This is a genomic window from Methanosarcina acetivorans C2A, assembly GCF_000007345.1.
GTDB lineage: Archaea > Halobacteriota > Methanosarcinia > Methanosarcinales > Methanosarcinaceae > Methanosarcina > Methanosarcina acetivorans.
In genome coordinates this window covers 2,500,502-2,519,402 of record NC_003552.1, presented here as the reverse complement: position 1 = coordinate 2,519,402, position 18,901 = coordinate 2,500,502, and the positions used below count along the sequence as shown (strand labels likewise).

12 protein-coding genes and 2 pseudogenes are annotated in these 18,901 nt (G+C 38.7%); 6 read left to right on the top strand and 8 right to left on the bottom strand.

From position 1 onward, the window contains the following. Positions 1-43 precede the first annotated feature (43 nt). Complete coding sequence (gene istB / locus MA_RS10550; protein WP_011020063.1) at positions 44-817, bottom strand: IS21-like element ISMac3 family helper ATPase IstB; 774 nt, start codon at positions 815-817, stop codon at positions 44-46. Further along, positions 814-2,057: pseudogene (gene istA, locus MA_RS10545) on the bottom strand (IS21-like element ISMac3 family transposase). Before istA ends, istB begins: the two are co-directional and overlap by 4 nt. Before the next feature lie 114 nt (positions 2,058-2,171). Here istA and MA_RS10540 point away from each other — a divergent pair. After that, a complete protein-coding gene (locus MA_RS10540) occupies positions 2,172-2,771 on the top strand; it encodes a tyrosine-type recombinase/integrase (protein ID WP_011022020.1) in 600 nt (199 codons plus the stop codon). Between the two features lie 177 nt (positions 2,772-2,948). Here MA_RS10540 and MA_RS10535 read toward each other — a convergent pair whose 3' ends face one another. The 3 genes and pseudogenes from MA_RS10535 to MA_RS10525 form a co-directional block, all read right to left on the bottom strand. Continuing rightward, complete coding sequence (locus MA_RS10535) at positions 2,949-3,674, bottom strand: hypothetical protein (RefSeq protein ID WP_011022019.1); 726 nt, start codon at positions 3,672-3,674, stop codon at positions 2,949-2,951. A 1,121-nt stretch (positions 3,675-4,795) separates the two neighbouring features. Further along, a pseudogene (locus MA_RS28565) lies at positions 4,796-5,107 on the bottom strand (30S ribosomal protein S17); the annotation flags it as partial. A 244-nt stretch (positions 5,108-5,351) separates the two neighbouring features. Next, positions 5,352-5,882 carry a hypothetical protein gene (locus MA_RS10525; protein WP_048065285.1) on the bottom strand — a complete coding sequence of 177 codons (531 nt, stop codon included), beginning with the start codon at positions 5,880-5,882 and terminating at the stop codon, positions 5,352-5,354. Between the two features lie 620 nt (positions 5,883-6,502). On the opposite strand from MA_RS10525, the gene MA_RS10520 reads away from it, so the two are divergent. Both MA_RS10520 and MA_RS10515 read left to right on the top strand, forming a co-directional pair. Continuing rightward, positions 6,503-7,141: a hypothetical protein gene (locus MA_RS10520; protein ID WP_011022016.1), complete on the top strand. Its 639-nt coding sequence runs from the start codon at positions 6,503-6,505 to the stop codon at positions 7,139-7,141. Between the two features lie 1,159 nt (positions 7,142-8,300). Next, positions 8,301-9,257 (top strand): SBBP repeat-containing protein, encoded by a 957-nt coding sequence (locus MA_RS10515; RefSeq protein WP_226990858.1) that lies wholly within the window; start codon positions 8,301-8,303, stop codon positions 9,255-9,257. Between the two features lie 254 nt (positions 9,258-9,511). Here MA_RS10515 and MA_RS10510 read toward each other — a convergent pair whose 3' ends face one another. Beyond that, positions 9,512-10,429 (bottom strand): IS481-like element ISMac4 family transposase, encoded by a 918-nt coding sequence (locus tag MA_RS10510; protein ID WP_011020628.1) that lies wholly within the window; start codon positions 10,427-10,429, stop codon positions 9,512-9,514. Between the two features lie 698 nt (positions 10,430-11,127). On the opposite strand from MA_RS10510, the gene MA_RS10505 reads away from it, so the two are divergent. Then, entirely contained in the window at positions 11,128-12,405 is a 1,278-nt protein-coding gene (locus tag MA_RS10505) for a hypothetical protein (RefSeq protein ID WP_048065283.1), read from the top strand. 628 nt (positions 12,406-13,033) lie between these two features. Beyond that, positions 13,034-16,714 carry a PGF-pre-PGF domain-containing protein gene (locus tag MA_RS24535; protein ID WP_157860171.1) on the top strand — a complete coding sequence of 1,227 codons (3,681 nt, stop codon included), beginning with the start codon at positions 13,034-13,036 and terminating at the stop codon, positions 16,712-16,714. Positions 16,715-16,787: 73 nt separating this feature from the next. Here MA_RS24535 and MA_RS10495 read toward each other — a convergent pair whose 3' ends face one another. Then, positions 16,788-17,939 carry an ISH3 family transposase gene (locus tag MA_RS10495; protein WP_011022010.1) on the bottom strand — a complete coding sequence of 384 codons (1,152 nt, stop codon included), beginning with the start codon at positions 17,937-17,939 and terminating at the stop codon, positions 16,788-16,790. On the opposite strand from MA_RS10495, the gene MA_RS27905 reads away from it, so the two are divergent. Continuing rightward, the gene (locus MA_RS27905) at positions 17,836-18,093 is read left to right on the top strand and encodes a hypothetical protein (RefSeq protein ID WP_162013057.1); all 258 of its coding nucleotides are present in this window, start codon (positions 17,836-17,838) and stop codon (positions 18,091-18,093) included. The genes MA_RS10495 and MA_RS27905 overlap by 104 nt on opposite strands. Before the next feature lie 52 nt (positions 18,094-18,145). Here MA_RS27905 and MA_RS28560 read toward each other — a convergent pair whose 3' ends face one another. Next, positions 18,146-18,790: a hypothetical protein gene (locus MA_RS28560; protein WP_011022009.1), complete on the bottom strand. Its 645-nt coding sequence runs from the start codon at positions 18,788-18,790 to the stop codon at positions 18,146-18,148. Positions 18,791-18,901 lie beyond the last annotated feature (111 nt).

Here is an 18,901-nt window from a genome sequence, read left to right as displayed (position 1 = left end):
TTTTAATATAAATTTTACTCAATTTTTCATAAACTTTTAGAAATTACTGGCATATATTTCCTGTTTTTATTCCCTGTTTCTTCCTTTCTTTCAGCCTGTAACTTTCCCCTTTGATGTTAATCGTAGTTGAATGGTGGAGAATCCTATCAAGTACAGCAGCCGCTATTACATGGTCCTTGAATATCTCTCCCCATTCTCCATATGATTTATTTGATGTCAAGATCGTTGAACTCTTTTCATACCGTCTTGAGATCAGCTGAAATAGGCAGTGAGCTCCTTCTTCGTCAAATGGGAGATACCCTATTTCGTCAATTATCAGCACTTTATATTTCATCAAGTCCCTTAGTTTCTTTTCAAGCATTCCTTCTCGATTTGCTATTTTCAACTTCTCGATAAGGTTTCCTGTATTGGTAAAGTAAACCGAAATCCCTGCTTTTGCTACTTCAATCCCAAGAGCGATTGCAAGATGAGACTTTCCAACTCCGGGAGGACCAAGGAAAACGACATTCTCTGAATTATGAACAAATCTCAAGGTTGCAAGGTCTTCGATTGCTTTTTTATCAATGGATTTCTGAAATTCAAAATCGAATTCCTCAAGAGTCTTTTTAACGGGAAAAACTGCACTTTTCATCCTTCTCTCAATTGCAACAGCTTCTCTGTGTTTCTTTTCCTGTTCAAACAAGTAATCAAGGACTTCCATTGTTGTCTTGTTGTCCCTTGCAGCAATTTCAAGGTAGTTATCCAGAAGCTCTTCGATAGAATTAAGTTTCAGGTATTGCAGGTTATTGTGAAGTCTCTCATAGGTGAAGTTGTTCATTCAAAACCACCTTCACTAAATATTTCATAGACATCAAGAGACCTTTTTTCAACTTCGGGATCTGAGAACTTCAACGGGATCTGTGAATCTTTTTTGCATTTTGAGTTCTCTTTAAGAATCTCACTCAGGAGACCCTGGAAATGTTCCTTTTTCCTTGAAACTCTGCAGTTTCCAGGAAGGATTTCATGTTCACAGACTTTCTCATAATCAACATAGACCTCGAATATTCCTTCAAGGATCTGAAGCTCTGCAGTTCTCCCTGCAAACCTGTAAGGAACAGAATACTTATTCCAAGGAACGAAATATAACAGTCTCTGGAGACCTTTCTGGTCTCCTTATGGACAACTTTGTAAGGAGGAACCTGATCCAGAGGGCTCAGTTTCTCCTCCTTAAAGCGTTCAAGAGGGATTTGATAGGTTGTTCCGTGGACAGTTGAATTTACCCTTTCCAACCAACTGTGAACTTGGGCGTTCAGGTCTTCGAGAGAGGTAAACCTTCTTCCAAGGAAGAAATCCCTCTTGACGAAACCGACTGTATTTTCAATTTTCCCTTTTGTCTGAGGCCTGTAAGGCCTGCATAACCTTGGAATAAAACCAAAGCATTTGAAGAAATCCTCAAACTGTGGGTTCCATTCGGAATCTGATGATTTTAAGGCTCTTTTGATAACAACCTGTTTCATGTTATCATAGAGGATCTCCTGTGTAAATCCTCCAAAGTACTCAAAAGCGTTCAGATGACACTGAATAAGAGTGGGAGTGTCTATGCTCAGTGTAAATTCAACATATCTCATTCTGGAATATCCAAGAATCATGTTGAAACAAAAGAGTTTCTTTACCTTTCCATCAACCTCAACTGTTCCCATCTCTGCCCAGTCAACCTGAGCCTGTACACCTGGTTTTGTTTCATAGCGGAGTACAGCAGGGACTCCCTGTTTAGGTCGGACTTCTCTTACGAAGTCCTTGACTATGGTTTTTCCTCCATCAAAACCCATTTCTTTGATTTCCCTATAAAGGCGAACAGCAGTATAAGGACCTTCTTTGAGTTTTTCTTGTATGTAAGGTTTGAAAGGATCAAGTTTACTCGGTTTTGGCGGACGTTTCTGAGGTTCTGGGGCAGTTTTCTTTTTAAGATATTTCCTCACAGTTTCCCTAGCATAACCTGTTCTTCTAGAGATCTCACTGATGCTGAAGCCTTGTGAATACAAATCTCGTATCAATAGCCATTCCTCCGTTTTCAGCATTATCTACAATCCTCGAACTTTTCACAAGGATTGAGAATTGGAAGTTTTTAAACCGCCGAAATTGGAAGATTCTTAACCGCCCTTGACATTATTATAAAATCGGAAATCAATCATATGTTTGTGAACGATATTAGGATACTTACTCCTAAAGAGTACGAAGCACTAAAAGACGCAATCCCAAAAAAGAAACACAAATACATGTTTGATATGCTTATGATAACTGGAATGAGGTATATTGAGTATTTGCGGTTCTTTGAACATCAGGATTGGTATAATAAGAAGAAAAACTTGATTCATTTACCTGAAGAAGCTGTTGAAAAAGGTGAACGGAAAATGCCTGAGAGAAACATTCGTCCGTTACCTAAAAACTATTTCGAAGTCTTAATGGATAATTTTGATGAAAAGCCACCACTTCAAGATACTTGGAGTAAGAACTTAAAACGTTGGGCAATGAAAGCGGGCATTGATCCATACGGGATATCCGCAAAGACTACCCGTAAGACTATTGAATCTTGGATGATTGCGGCAGGTATCGATGAAAGTAAAGTCTGTTTGCGACAGGGACACGATGTTTTAACATCTATGAAACACTATCAGGGCCTTGCACTCGATGATGAACTCACTGATATAATTAAACAGCTAGAAGAATGGAATATAATTCAAAGACAGACACGTTTAGTTTCTGTTCTAAGCCCTTTAGAAGCCCAAGATTGAGTTTTCTTATGATTCTTGTATTTTGCATGAGTTTATACTATCAAGCGGATATTTTGACTTTCGTTTATCATACCATTATGGAAAAGTACACTTGAACAAGAGGCCTCTCAGAATTTTCGCGCTGCAAGTATGACTTTAAAGAGGATAAAAGCTTTAAATATGGTTAAAAAAGACAAGTCAAGAATTTAAACCCTCTGCTTTAATTAAACTAACATATCCATTGGGATCGCTAAATTTAATATTCTCATATTCAAGAGTAAACTTTGCCTTCACCTCCGTTTCGTTTTGGTTTTTTGGCACCGCTAATATAATATGAATTGATTTTTCTCCCTCTAAGTCCTCATTAATATATTTCCAGGCTATTACGGGCTGAAAGATTTTTTCATTCTCTAAGCTTTCTTTATTATCCACCCGAACTATTTCAGGTTCTTTCGGATAACATTTTATGGTTGGATGCAACTCACTATATTCACAAATCAAATTCTTACCTTCTGATATTTTCTCAAATTTTAATGTTGCTTCGTTTATACCTAATTTATAATCACGCAGTACATCTTTTCCAGTAACAATTTTAGGGTAATTGTCTCTAACTATCAGTTTATCATTATTTAATGTAATATTAAACTCTACTGAGTTGAGATTTTTAGGCAGTTTATAAAGTGAAAACTTTATACTGATTACAAATACATTGTTCTTATGAACTAGTTTTTTTGCATCTTGGGTCATACCAGAAGTGTTTTTACAGAAATTTGATATTATACCCGAAACTGGAGTATTTATAAAAATTCCAAATTTTTCTCTTATGTTCTCAAATCCTATGTCTCCAGAATTCCCTCCGTTTTGAATATAATCATCAAATTTACGGATATTATTACTCACGATTTGTAATTCTTCCTCGTCCATAATTCCCTCTTAAGACGGTTCCAAATTTTTTGAGATTCGTCTAAATATTTTGGATCACTCTCAACCTCATACAAATCAATTAATCCGACTGCAAGATTATTTAGGCGCAGGATATTATTAGAAGAATAATTTTGTTTATTGAGATCCTCACTTTTGATTGATTTTCTCCAAAAATCAATTGCTTCTTTTAAATATGAAATTTCGTTAGTGTGGATATATAATTCTCTGGAGACATTCCCGATGTTGTTAAATATTTTTAATAAATTAATTGAATCGTCTGAGATGAGTCCTTTGGCTTTCATATAACTATTTCGAGATTCGATAAGAATTTTCTCTAATTTGTCAAATGGAATTTTACTTTTACCACACTCATAATATTCATTAAGTGAGTCCCCCAAGTCTATTAACAACCCTGGTAAATTTGCAGATGATGAATTCGTGATATTTACAGCTTTTTGAATATAATTTATTTCTTTCTCTAAATAGTCTATATCTTGATTGAGTGTATAATAATATTTCATGGCTGAACTTAGTCTTTTTAGGACAATTGGAGTATTTGACGTGCCAGTAGGCGCCGAATTTAAAAATTCATTATAATAGTAGACAGCTCTTTTTAAGTCAGAGGCATTCTTATTTTTTTCATATTCAAAAATAAGCAAATCTGCAAGATTCTTTGAGGCAGTTAAAAAATAAGGTAAATAATTGTTGGTAATTGTTGACAGTACGTTATAAGTTTCTATTGCTTCTCCATAAGCATTAATTGCGGAATCTAACGATGAAACATCATTTGTTGTTTTATATAAAAAGCTTTGAGTTTTACCAAGACTAATAAGTCTAATTAGCTTGTCGCTTGAGTTTATTGGTGTAAGTGATACGGACTTTGAGAAATTATCAACTGAGTCTTCTAGCTGTTTGATATCCCCCGATATAAAATATAAATTCCTTTGACAATTAGCTAACTGATCTAATCTAATAGGTAGTTCTGAAGATTTAGAGGGCAACGATTTAATTTCTTTTTGAATTAATGAAATCATTTCTTTTAGATCTTTTACATAAAGCTCTTCTCTCCATTTATCATCAACATTTAATAAATTGTCTACAAAATTAATATTAGATTTGTTTTCAATTACAACAAATGAACTGCCTTTATTTAGAGGTCTGCATTCCGCGATAGTTATAATGTCTCCTATTTTCGCTTCCATACATGGAGGGCTATATGCATGAATCTTAGAACTCACTCTCTGTTTTCTTTGATATTTGTAACTCCACTTTTCACGATATCTTTTCATCACTATATTTTTCGTCATTTTGTCACTAATGACTATTCCTTTTAAAATTTGGCCTCTTACAGAAAGTTTACCATGGAACGGACATTCAGGATCATTACAGTCTTCCGTAGGTAGTTTAATCCCATTGATTCCTATATCACGCATATTACCTAAACATTCCTTTTACGTCATTTATTTAGAATCTTTTTAACAAAAAAGGACAATCCTTTTGATTTGTGAAAATTTATTAGTTATTGGGAGCCTATCTAAAAGCTATTTAATTCTTAATCCTCAAGAATTCTCAGAACTATTCTCATAATAAGAAACTTGATTGATTATTCGGATACAGGACTCAAGGAAGCAGATTTGAGTTTCGGAATAGGCTTGTGAATTATCTTAAGTGAAAACTTTACTTCGGACTATGTAATCTTTTGTCAGTAAATGCTAACTGAATAATATCTTTAATTAACCCTTCTATTGTATCAAAATCATGAATATCAGTCTCTTTATGAATTTTCATTTTTTCTCTTAATTTACTAAAGCTTTGTTCATCCTCTTGATATATTAATAAAATACTCAGCCATTTTTGAGCTTCATCTTTCTCGCCATTATATAAATGTTGAATACAATTGCTATATATCTCCTGCAGTCTATCTCTTTTCCACTTTTTAAGTTCTAATTCTCTTTGCTCTTTCCATCCTCTCATTTGCATAAAATAAGAGATTAAGCTACCTGTTATGACTGCAGATGCACCAATAACAGCTACTACTGCTGGGTCTGATCCGATTGAATCTTTTTCATTGTTGGCAGAGTTATAGTTTATCTGAATTAGAGGATTTGTTCCATTTAACTCTTCATTGTTTGTTTTTATATTTATATCATTTATCTTATCAACCTTTACGCTATGAATCACAGTATATGAAGAGTTATTCTCTTTCATATCTATTGAAAGAGTATCAGCTAATGAAATCTGTGGACTAAAACTCAGTAATAATAAAATTGAACAAAATATCTTCAATCTCATGCTAACAAAGTTAACTTGGGAGTATAAAGATTTAACATTTTCGAAATAAACTGATTACGAGCCTAATCCTAAAAGCCGTTAATTCTTTATAATCAAGATTTTCAGGACTGTTTTCATGATCAGAAACTTGATTGATTACTGATCTTAAGTCATTGCAAAACTTAAAAATAGTCGAATGTCAAGCTATTCTCAAAGGATACCCAACTCACGCCAACTTTTCCCCGCTACAACTCTTATTTTCTCTTTAGAACCTCATTGCTCTCTTATTTAATCTAACATACTTATTTTTAGCATAGACTCGGCTCAAAAGCTTAGATTTGCTTCAATTTCCAGCTATCTGCCACTTCTCTCAAAATCGCTTTTTTATCGACATCTCATTTGCCTGCATATTTATCTCTTTTTTTCAAAATCAACCACAAGCAACCTCGTATGGGAAGATTTTTAAGCGAATTCCTTGACGTAGGGGGGTGTGATAAAAACGCTATCAGTAAACCACAAACTAGCTAAAATCTCTAAAAATAAAAGGAGCATTAAAGATGAGCAAACATAAAATTACCATACCAGAAGAAGAGTTCAGGACGGGCATTGAAAAGTACAACGAAAATAAAGAGCTGGAATTTGTATATGAGTATGCGGTTTTCATAGTAGATCGCTATTGGAGTTCATCCGAATATACAGATATCTTGGAAATAGCTTTTGCTTTACGAAGGTTCCTATCAACAAGCAATGCGAGGTTTTATGGAAAGGGTTCTATTGATATTGCTAAACTCAAAATATGCATTGCAAAAAATATCAAGGGCATAGAGAAGTTTAGAAATCGATACATTTCTAGTTTATCCGATTCTGATCAGAAAGACATAACGGCTCTAATCAACGATTTTATTGAAGCTTTATCAGTTGAACTTAAGAATGGAAAGATGAACAGGGGCACTGCGGCTGCGGCTATGGCACTTCATATTTTTGCTCCACAGTTCTTCCCTATGTGGGATCGAAGTATTGCACTGGCGTATGGATGTCGTTACAGAAATGACCCTGCTGAAAAGTATTTTTCGTTCTGTAAGCTTATGAGGGAGATTGCGGAAGAGGTAAAGGAGTACGAAATCGAATCGGACAAAACTATTCTCAGGCTCATATACGAATATAATTACGCAAAATATACTAAAAAGTGGGTTTGAGGTATTTGATTGCAGAAAAAGACTTACAGATCAGTAAAAGCTTTTGAAATGCCCTGAGAAGGGTTATTTCTCTTTTTAATTGCATGAGTTTAATTCTGACGAGTACTACGAAGCTCTGATTTAATTAACCGACCAATTGATGAGGGTAAGTAAACATATAAATTTCTTTTGAAACTGTATGATAAATTTTATATAGTTTTTGATGCTTATACTTCTATGAGACAGGACGCTTCTACAGGTGTTCAAGTCCCTTTATGGGGGCAGGTCTATGGGTATTCCTGCCCCAACCTCAAATATTGTTTTTGAACCATTTCGATTGCGCTTTTTTCACTTGTGCCAGTGATTTCTATAACAAAACACGTTTGGTCAAATTTAAAGACTAGTTGTACAAAAAGGTCAATTATAATAGCGCGTCTTTTTGAAACGATAAGCTTGAAAATGAGAGTCAAATTTTTAGATATGTATTAACTATCAAAAGGAGTAATATCGCCCTTCGTAGGGCATCTCAAGGGCTTTCAATGCAATTGCTTGAAAGACAACAATAATAATTAAACAGCTCCCGCATGTCTCTTAGCTACAGCAATAAATGCTTTGTGCAAGGGAGTTCCGTTTTTTTCAATAGATTTAATTGCTTCTTCGTTTTTTGAAATAAATTGTTTAGACCACTCATCAAAATCTTCTTCATTTTTCGCTATAATTTCACCTTCTGTAGTCCTACAATTGAATTTCTAGACCAACTTCAAGTAATAATATATTTTATGTCTAGCATACTCAATATCCGACTACATATATAATAGATCTTGAAACTATAAATGTGTTACTGATGCCGTTTTTTAGAATTATAAACGTAGTTGCATACTAATAAGGGCAAGTAATTTTAAGACTTATTTGAATTATATAGAGCTGATCCCAAAACTCAAAATTTGCTTCTTTGGATCTCATATTTAAGCTACATATCTAGCCTCGTTTATGAAGCAATCCTGAATAATCCTAGATAATTAGATAAAACTGGGTTTTGGGCTGAGTTCATATAGTAAAATGTTGGACTATTAACAACATAATATGAAAAAATAAAGGAGCGATTCAAAAAATGAAGTGTCAACAAGTCAATATTTTTAGGAAAATATTGTTTTGTTTGGTTTTATTATTTCTTTGTTTGATGATCGCTTCTGCTACGTATGCTAAGACTTATAATTTTGTTACTAAATGGGGTTCTTATGGCAGCGACAGTGGACAATTTATATGTCCAATTGGTGTTGCTGTAGATTCTTCGGGTAACGTTTATGTTACCGAGATTAGTAATCACCGCATTCAGAAGTTTAACAGCACAGGTGGTTACATCACTCAATGGGATTCTTCGCGCAGCGGAAACAGAAAACTTTTTTCACCATATGGTATTGCTGTAGATTCTTCGGGTAATGTTTATGTTGCGGATACGGGCAATAAACGCATTCAGAAGTTTAACGGCACAGGTGGATACCTCACTCAATGGGGTTCTTTGGGCAGCGGAAACGGGCAGTTTATTTATCCACATGGTGTTGCTGTCGATTCTTCGGGTAATGTTTATGTAACAGATGCAGGCAACAACCGCATTCAGAAGTTTAACAGCACAGGCGGATACCTCACTCAATGGGGTTCTTATGGTAGCGGAAACGGACAATTTAATGATCCTGAGGGCGTTGCTGTAGATTCTTCGGGTAATGTTTATGTTGTCGATAGTGATAATAATCGCATTCAGAAGTTTAACGGCACAGGTGGATACCTCACTCAATGGGGTTCTTATGGTAGCGGAAACGGACAATTTCTTTTACCATGTGGTATTGCTGTAGATTCTTCGGGTAATGTTTATGTTGCCGACGACTTTAATCAGCGCATTCAGAAGTTTAACAGCAACGGCAGATACCTCACTCAATGGGATTCTTCGCGCAGCGGAAACGGACAAATTTATGACCCAACTGGTATTGCTGTAGATTCTTCGGGTAATGTTTATGTTGCTGAATCAGGATATTCACGCATTCAGAAGTTTGCTCCAAATTTCGTAGATTTCTCTTCAATTATTGTACTTGTTGCTGCAATCATTGTTTTAACAGTAATATTTAGACGTAAAAAATGGTGAGGTTATCCTCTTTTAAACTTTTTATCAAAACTCCAACATGTATTTTTTCTCGGAGCGTGGAATAAACGTTGAGCTTCTCCCAAAACTCAAAATTTGCTCTCTAAATCTTAAATCCAGAATAGTCAATCGAGCCTAATGATAATAATTCGGAAATTTCTATCGATGGAGTAATAAAATAGGTTTTGGGATAAGCTCATAAATGTTTTGTCCTGAAATAATTTCGCTTTGAAACTTTTTTCCTCTTGTCCATGTTTTCACCACCCAAACAATCTCACTCCTATTCTGAACTTTGCCTCAACTGGTAATCTATTCCAGAATGCTTCCTGTGGCGATTCTAACTGTTCAAGTTTCAAAGCTCCATGTGGCCTCTTGTTATACCACTGTACGAATTCTTCAAATGATTCAAACTCTCCTCTAAACCTTTGATATGTATCGAACCATTTCTCTATTTTTCCGTTTGTCTGAGGATGTCTTACCCTTGCAAGTATTGGTTTGATTCCAAGTTCTTCAATGCATCTTTTAAAGTCACTATCCCATGAACCATCCTTATTAATCCTGTGAGCCCCGAATTCACTTCCATGATCCATAATGAGCTCTCTTAAAGGGTATATGTCCCAGTACTCTTTGACAAGTTCATCAATCACTTTAATGGTGTTCTCCGTGTTGCAATGAACGTACTCTCCACCTGCAATTATCATTCTTGATGAATCATCAAGAATGGCACAGACTTGCAGTCCTAACAGGGGATTCTCATGCCAATCGATGTGTGCAGCAGACATGCTGTGTTCGCGTTCGTATCTACACCATTTTCTTCTCTGTTTCTTTTTTCGGTTTTCCTTGGCAAGGTCCATGCTAAGTAGGTAGTTATGGATTCTGTTATGAGATATCTTACGATTATATTTGCCTTCGATGAGAATCTCAAGGTAACAGGCTCCAAACTTATAATCAGAGTAAGTTTGGTCAATCAATTCCTGATCAGAGGAGGATAAGGGGTTCTTTGGTCTTCCAAGATTAATGCCAACTTGAGGAAGCTGACCAGTTTCAACGTATTCTTTGTAGATCTGCTGAACTCGACGGGCTGAGATCCCCTGGATCTCAGCTATCGTCGAGGTAGATTCACCTTTCGATTTTTGAGCAATGATCCAACGTATCTTTTTTCCATTAAGTTTCACAAAAGATAAGGGATTACAACCGACATATTTAGCGCGAAATAATTTCGGGATAAAACAGGATAAGCTCATAAACAAAACACATATAAAAATAACAAAAATCGGAATCTTTAAGAACATCAAAAAACAATCTGCTGATGCGTTTTTTCTTTTTACAGACATCTTCAAATAAGCTATAAAGAATTGTCAGAAACATTCGTATTTCATATATTTTATCGAAGATAGCTTTCTGGCATGTCTTCTCACTCAGGAAAAACATTCGAATTCGGGAAGAGAATTAGATAGAACAAACTTTAACATATAAAGGAGACTAAAGGAGACTAAAGGAGATTAAAGAAGTATACTCTAAAAACACATCAAAGGATTAACTTTACCAAATTATTTATCTTAGTAGATTCTTAAAGGATTTAAGCGTTAAACCGAAGGGTTAGACTCATACAGGCTGTCTCAAAACTCAAACCATTTCTACAATTGGATAATGAGCAACGTTGAATTTAAAAACAAGACCACCTAAATTAGAGAAATTTACACATGAATTAACCTTGTAGTAGAAAAATTTGACACAATTGTAGAATTAACTTTAGTTTTGAGACAGCCTGCATAATAAGATTTTTAATCTATGGACTTTTGATCTGTAGAATTATTGCATCTTGGTCCTTATGACCCTACATGAAACCTCAACAAATACAGGAAGTTCTAAATTGAAGTGGATCAAAAAGCTCTTGGGAAAACAGGAAAGTTCCGGCGAGAAAACTGCTTTCAGTGAAGTCGGTTTTGAGGAACTGCCCGCATGGCTGGAAGAGAGTTCTCAAAAAATATCTTCCGATATAGAAAGGGATGTTTCAGGCCTTTTCAAAGAGCTTGAAGCTGCTATTTCCGAGCTTAAAGAAAACAATGCCAGGCTTCAGGAAGCAAAAGTTGAGGGGAATTTTGACGTAAGGGCTGTAAAACGAGCGAAGAGCAACAGAGAAAATGTGACAAAGCAGGTTGGAGTATTCCTGGACAAATTCGGAGTTCTTGAGAACAGGGATTTCAGGGCTCTTAAGGAATATCAAGAAACAGCTGTGCAGAACCTGAATACCTGCCTTGAACATATGAGCCAGAGTTTCCGGTACACAAAAACCGTCTTTCCTCAGGAATCAAAGGATCTTACCGAAAGCCTTGGAGAGATGGGACAGATCCTTAATAAGCTCAAAGGAACGATCCAGGGGCACAAGAGGGAAATGGACGCTATTGGAGCAATTTCTGCAGGCATGAAAGAAATTCAGCGCCTATCTGCTTCAATAAAGACCGAAAACCTGGAACTTGAAGCAAAAACCCGGAAAATCCAGGCTTTGAAAAATGAAATTGCAGAAACCGATAAGGCTCTCGAAGAGTTTAAAAAAGGAGAAGCCTGGCAAAACCTGCAGCGTCTTCAGGAAGAACTGGACACGGCCAGAGATAGGCTCAAAAAAGCCGAAACAGGCCTGAACTCTCTTATCCTCCCCTTTTCGGGCAACCTCTCAAAGATAAAAAAACTCCATGAAAGCGGCCGATACACATTAAAACCCGATGTAAAACAGCAACTTGACATCTGCCTTAAAGCCCCTACTAACCTTGACCCTTCTTTTTTCCCGGAGCTCCAGAAGGTCTTTGAAGACCCTGCCCTTGACATACAAACCCAGAAAAAAGAAAAAGCCCTTTCACAGGTCAAAGCCGCAATGTCAGGCTTTGAAGAGAAGAAAAAAGAATACATCGCAGCCCAGAAAGCACTTGAAGCAAAAAAAGCCGAACTTGCAGGCTCAGATACCAGAAAACTTGCCGAGCTCGAACACAAGGAAACAGAACTGCTGGCAAGAACCCGCCTGCTTGAAGAAGAACTTGAGAGTTCCGAAAAGAAATTAACTGTTTTCAAAGAAGAACTAAAAAACAAAGAAGCAGAACTTCAGGCAAGTGTAGCCGTAATTGACAGCAGCGTAAAAATTCAACTCCTGCCCTGAAATCTCAGGAATTACAATATTAAGGGAGGATTAAGGGAAAAAACCAATTCAAGAGGAAAATTTCAGAAAAATCTCCTTTTACCTGAAAAATATCTCCCCTAACTCCGAAATTACATTTTCAGTCTAAATTTTCTGTTTTTTTGAATTTGCCTGTTTTCCGGCCGTTTTTTTGTAATTGAATTTTACTCTTTTCGTTTTTTTCTTTTTCTTTTAATTTGGTATGAAAGTATTTTCAATTTCATTTATTTTTGCCTGTTATTCGAAGAATATCATGTGTGTTTTTCTTTCCTTTTTTCGCGGGGAAAACTGCTCTTCTGCGTCTCTTTATTTTACCATTGTTTTGATGGCATTCCTGAGCGAATCTCTCGATTTTATCTGCAAATCAGTCCGCTTGAGAGAAGTGAAAACGGTAAAAAAGACCTCAGGATTATCAATCTGACAGTTACAGTAACAGTTTATCTTATCAGACAATCTTATGAATTTATAACTTATCAGTTCGTTAATTTTATTCAGGGAGCAAAGTTTCGTGGGGATCGAGAGCTTTTTCAGAGAGTTTATCTGTTACCTGCATTTTTGTATAGCTATCAGGAGCTTTCCGGATATTTGAAAAGTTGATGTGCTGGTCGTGATGAGTAAAGCAAGATGGTGCCTATCCATTATCTTTCTGGTTTCTGTTGTTTTGTCAGGAGCCCTGAATTCCTGCTTTTCAGACATGCAGATAGCTTTTGCAGCCGAACTAATTCAGGGGGAATACAACAATGGAAACAGCAGTATCTCCGCAGATGTTGGAGGGCAGGGTTATTCAGAAGAGACCTTAAACCCTGCACAGATGAAACTCTCAGGTGATCTGCTGCAGTTGAGTGACGAACGATATCTGTCCGGGAAAGAGTCAGCTGAAATCCTGAAAGCCCGTATGGTAGAATTGGGCCAGTTGAAGCAGGCAGATCCTGTTTCGGGAAGGGCGGTTCTTTCTGAAGAAAAATCAGAGATTGCTGCGGGTTCAGGGGAAAATGCCATCGAAGCTTCTTCTTATCCGAATGAAAAAGTTTACGTGTATGTTTATCTGGAGCCCTCTGCAAACAGTAACATACTTGACGGGTACTGCGAGGTTGAGGACAGGGACGAAAAAAATCATATTGCGGTAGCGTGGGTCCCGCTAGAATCCCTTGAGACACTGGCTGCTCTTTCTGAGGTAAGGAATATTCAAACTGTCCTGCCTCCTTTTGTCAGGCAGGGAAATACGGTTTCGGAAGGAGATTCGATTCTTAATGCTTCAAGCCTCAGGGAACTTTACAGGGTAAACGGGACGGGAATAAAAATCGGGATCATATCCGACGGCGTGGACAACCTTGAAGACGTTCAGGCTACTGGGGACCTTCCTTCTGACGTACATGTCCTGAGCAATAATATGGGGGGAAACGAAGGCACGAATATGCTTGAAATCGTCTACGATATCGCTCCAGGGGCAGAACTGTATTTCCACGACTGTGGGAAGAGCAGGCTCGAATTCAACAGGGCTATCGATGTCCTTGTTAACGAAGGGTGCACGGTTATCTGCGATGATATAGGCTGGCTTGCCGAACCCTTCTTTGAAGACGGGACAGTGGCAGCCCATGTAAAGGAGGTTATAAAAGATCACGACCTTCTTTACGTAAGCTCTGCAGGAAATTCAGGAGACAGCCATTACCAGGGTTTCTTCTATGACAACGGAAGTGGCTGGCACGACTTCAGCCGTGGGAAGGGAGAAGTCGAGAACCTGCGGCTTGAGATCCAGCCCTCGGGAAAGGTCTGGGTTTTTCTCCAGTGGAACGACAGATGGGAAGATTCGGGAAATAACTATGACCTTTTCATTAAAGACGGGAATACTCTGGAGACCATCGCGTCCAGTGAGGTCTATCAGGACGGGGACAATCTCCCCCTTGAATATATAATGTATACCAACAGTGGAAATGAAACCCTTAACGCATCTATCGAGGTCCGAAAAACTTCAGGGGAAGCCAGAGAACTCGAGCTCTACGTTTACTACTGGACAGGAACAACACTCAGGACTACAAACATCGTTTCCAAAGACTCGATTTTCGGGCACCCGGCTCTTCCGGAAGTGATAACCGTAGGGGCGGTCGGGATCGGGGGATCCGGGGATTATTATATAGAGTACTTCTCTTCCATCGGCCCGGTTACGCTTTACTACCCTTCTCCTGAAATCCGTCCCAAAACAGACATCTCAGGACTCGATGGCGTAAATGTCACAGGTACAGGCGGGGTTTCGGAGCAGTTTTACGGCACAAGCGCTTCCTGTCCTCATGTTGCAGCCATTGCAGCGCTGGTCTGGAGCTCGGCTCCGGAAAAATCAGCTATGGATATAAAACGGCTGCTTTCCACTTCATCAACCGACCTGGGGGAGCCCGGGTACGATAATGTTTTTGGGTACGGGCTTGTAGATGCTCTGAAGCTGCATGAACAGGCCTCAGCCGAGCCCTCCACATTTACTGTGAAAACAGACGGAAAAGGGGATTTTTCCTCAATATCGGACGCCATAAACAGCAGCAGACCCGGGGATACCATTCTTGTATACCCTGGCAAATACAGGGAAAATGTGGATGTGCGCTGGGCTCTGAATATAAGTTCGGCTTCCGGAAAGTCCGCGGATACTGTTCTCGAAGCTAAAAACTCCGGGGAACCTGTTATTCATGTGGCTGCAAATACTGCAAAAATCAGCGGTTTTGGCATAAGCGGCTCTGGAGAGACTGATGGCTCGGGAGAAAACGGTGAAGCCGGAGGGGCTGGCATATATCTGGAAAGTACAGCCACCTGCACACTTGCGAACAATAAGGTATCTGGCTGCAGTCAGGGAGTCCTGCTTGAAGATTCGTCTGACAATACCCTTACAGAAAATAACATCTCGAATAATGCGGAAGGGCTCAGGTTAACAGACTCTTTCCGGAACAGGATACTTGAAAACGAATTTGAGAACAGCATCAACCTAAATGAAAGTTCTTCAGGAGAAACAGGGCTTTCAAACACCTGGAACACGGATACAGAGATACGCTACCTGTACAATGGCGGGATTTACGAGAGCCGGTTTGGAAACTTTTACTCAGATTATAACGGCCAGGATGCAGACGGAAGCGGGATAGGAGATACCCCTTACGGCAGTGACTCCTCTCCCCTTATTGCCAGATTGTCAGCTTACTCCAGAGGTTTCGAGATCGGAAGTGCAGCTCCTGCTCAGAACACAGTTTTAATTGACGGGAATACCCTGGAATTCGGGATCAAATCTACGAAAAACTGCACCTTCAGCTGGCTGCTAAACGAAGCCCTTCTCCAGACAAACGAATTTGTTCCTTCTGCTACCCTTTCCGTAGATACCGGCGAATTTGCGGGCAGTATAACCGAGGGCAATACTTCAACCCCTGTCCCGACGAAATACACCCTGACAGTTATTGCAACAAACGGCTCTTCAACCCTGCAGCACAGCTGGACCTTGACCACCTCTCTTATAGAAGAAGAGACGGACATGCCTGAGAACACAAGTGAAGATAGTGTGAGCAGGAGCAGCAAAAGTTCAGGAGGTGGAGGAAGTGGGGAAAGCGGAGGAGGCGTTGCAGGCGGCTCCCCTGAACCCGCAAGCAATGTCGAAAGTAAGGAACTGGTGCAGAACTTCGTCACCAGCGGAAGGCATATCCGGTTTGATTTTACCAGAAACGCAACCCCTGTAACAGCCGTAGAGTTTGATGCCAGGAAAAACGCCGGAAAAGTCACAGTTACCGCGGAAATGCTGAAAAATCAGTCAGTTCTGGTTTCGGGCCTGCCGGAAGGCGAAGTTTACGGCCACTTTAATATCTGGGCCGGTAACAGCGGGTTTGCCTCTCCGGACAACATTCAGAATCCTACTGTCAGTTTCAGGGTAGAAAAAGACTGGATTTCCGAAAACAGAATTGGCCCGGCTTCAGTTTCTCTTTACAGGTACTCGGACTCGAACTGGACAGAACTCCCTTCCCGGATCACCGGAGAAGATGAAGCATTCTTCTATTTTGAATCCGAAACTCCGGCTTTTACAACTTTTGCAGTTGCCGGCCAGCAGATTGGATCTTTACAGTCTTCTTCCCACACACCCGTGCAGAATAACTCTCCTGAAACAGGCCCGGAAGGAGTTCCGGAAGTCTGGATAACACGCGAAAATACAGAAAACTCCACCAAAGGAGGCAGCGAAAATGGTAGTGAAGATGATAGAAGTATACCAGCCCCCGGTTTTGTGATATGTATCGCCCTCTTGCTCGCAGGTGCACTGTGGAGTAAAAAACAGTGAGTGAAGATGGAAAACAGAAAGAAATATCAGTACTTCGCTAAAAATCTCTCCTCCACCTTTCATTCACCTTCATTTACCTCAAACACTCCACCATTAACCTAACTTTCAACTTTCTTTTCAACCATTCCTCAATTAGAACTACAAACATTCTAAATCTGAACTTGTCCTCATCTATTACCTGAGGGCCTCTTTTGACAATCGTAAAATGCTTTTTCTGAAGAAATAGCCATACGTTTTTTAACAGGAAAGATATCAGTGCATAAAAGTACCTGATACTGGCGTTTTTGGATGAGGTCTTTGGTTTAACTACATTTCTCATCCTGTACGACGATTCAATAGCAAATCTTCTTCTGTAAACCGTACTGACCTTTCTTGGAGACCATTTGACTCCAAAAACCACAAAACCAAGGTTCTTACGTCCCTTTTTTCCTCTTTTGCCTTTCAGATACTTGACGTCAATTACAATGTCCAAAAGAATATTTTTCTTAGAGTTCCCCATAACATATTGTTCATTACGCGCCTTATTTCCCTTAAGTAGTTTCTTCATCCGCTCTCCTTTTTTAATAACCGGAACGATGTGTGGAATCTGCTTACTTTGCAAAAATTTAAAAACGTCAATAGTACAAAACTCTCTATCCAGGCAGAGAATTTTAATTTTAAAGTCCAGTCTTTTGATGAGATCAATGAAATGGGAGAGATATTCAACCTTTGTCTTTTTCTTTTCGACAGGAAGAACTGATAAGGTAAACCTCTCAGTTTTGTTAATGATATAAAGGGAGACATACGAGTAAAATGAGTTTGTTGACTTTTTAGCCTGTCCACCTATTACATATTTCTCGTTAGATGAATCTTTTTTCCCGTAATAGGGATCATTGGTATAATCGACAGCGAATTCGTAGCTTTTACCTGTTTTTAGGGTTTCTATTAGTTCTTGAAGGAGAATCTTTTCATTCGATTTGATCAGTTCATCCATATCCAGTTTCTTAAGGTGGTATCGAAGAGAGGTTTCACAAGCAACATCCTGATACTGTGTTGAGACTGAATGAACAGAATTCCTGTTGACTGCCATACTTACAACAGTACGAAAAACGTCTTCACTTGTAAGGGAACCATTGATCTTTATGGTTACATGGTCATTGAGAGGTCTTAATACGGCATCAATACATTCTTTTGCCTTTAATTCAATTTTAGGGGCATATCCAGATTTATATGGCGGAAAAGACATACGGAGGCAGATTTTATCACATATAAAGGTATCGAACAGCCTCGTTTATGAGGAAATGAAAATTAGAGAAGTACTGAATATGGAAAAAGAGGGAAAAAGATGGACAGAGGGGGTGCAGCAGGCTCAGGAGGATGACAGCCTGAGGTGCAGATGAAGGTGAAGGAAGTACAAAAAAATAAGAGGATTAAGAAAACTGTCACAAGCCTTTACTTTCTCCTTGCATACATAACTGTCCCGAGCACTATTGCAAGCACCCAGTAAGAACTTATAAAAGAAGTACTGTTTGATTCCTGAGTAGTGTTGGATTCTTTTTCCTGCTCATCTGTCGTTCCCGCATTTTCTGTCATTCCGGAACTACTTACATTACCATCATCCGGGCTATCAACTCCGATTTCGCTAAGATTGACACTCACAATTAAACGTTCATCCATAATCTTAGCCACATCACGCAGTACAAGATTATCAGCAACCACAAACTTATCCGGATACCTGTTCCAGATATCCTGCAGATCGGCTTTTAACTTTTCTTTATTTTCCTTCTCAAGATCAGATTCGTCAATCGCAGTCAGGTAAGCAACCTGACTCTCGTTATCAGTCGCGGCAAAGGCAATCGAGCTATAAGGAGATGCCTTCACAACATCCGGTAAAGAAGCCTGCAGCTCCAGATAATCCGCAACTTCTTTCATTCCTTCTTCCCCCAGCTCAGTCTCCAGAGCCTCCATCTTTAACTGGGCAGCATCTTTAGTCCGATTGGTTTGCTGTTCTTCGGTCGAAGCCATTGCTGACGGAATCAGAAATAGGTACAACGCTATAGCAATAAACAACACCAATGTTCTATCTTTATCATTCATACTCTCTCATTCTCTCTCCAAATCCAACAATACAGATTTGATACACAAATTTATGGAGTTCATTTGAACATGGAAAATACTTATACACTCAATAAATTTTTCTTAATTGAG

Excerpts from the sequence above, each read along its gene's own strand:
- MA_RS10515 (WP_226990858.1), top strand. The coding sequence starts at position 8,301 with ATGATCGCTTCTGCTACGTATGCTAAGACTTATAATTTTGTTACTAAA.
- MA_RS24535 (WP_157860171.1), top strand. The coding sequence starts at position 13,034 with ATGAGTAAAGCAAGATGGTGCCTATCCATTATCTTTCTGGTTTCTGTT.
- istB (WP_011020063.1), bottom strand. The coding sequence starts at position 817 with ATGAACAACTTCACCTATGAGAGACTTCACAATAACCTGCAATACCTG.
- MA_RS10495 (WP_011022010.1), bottom strand. The coding sequence starts at position 17,939 with ATGTCTTTTCCGCCATATAAATCTGGATATGCCCCTAAAATTGAATTA.
- MA_RS10540 (WP_011022020.1), top strand. The coding sequence starts at position 2,172 with ATGTTTGTGAACGATATTAGGATACTTACTCCTAAAGAGTACGAAGCA.
- MA_RS27905 (WP_162013057.1), top strand. The coding sequence starts at position 17,836 with ATGGTTACATGGTCATTGAGAGGTCTTAATACGGCATCAATACATTCT.
- MA_RS28560 (WP_011022009.1), bottom strand. The coding sequence starts at position 18,790 with ATGAATGATAAAGATAGAACATTGGTGTTGTTTATTGCTATAGCGTTG.
- MA_RS10520 (WP_011022016.1), top strand. The coding sequence starts at position 6,503 with ATGAGCAAACATAAAATTACCATACCAGAAGAAGAGTTCAGGACGGGC.
- MA_RS10535 (WP_011022019.1), bottom strand. The coding sequence starts at position 3,674 with ATGGACGAGGAAGAATTACAAATCGTGAGTAATAATATCCGTAAATTT.
- MA_RS10525 (WP_048065285.1), bottom strand. The coding sequence starts at position 5,882 with ATGAAAGAGAATAACTCTTCATATACTGTGATTCATAGCGTAAAGGTT.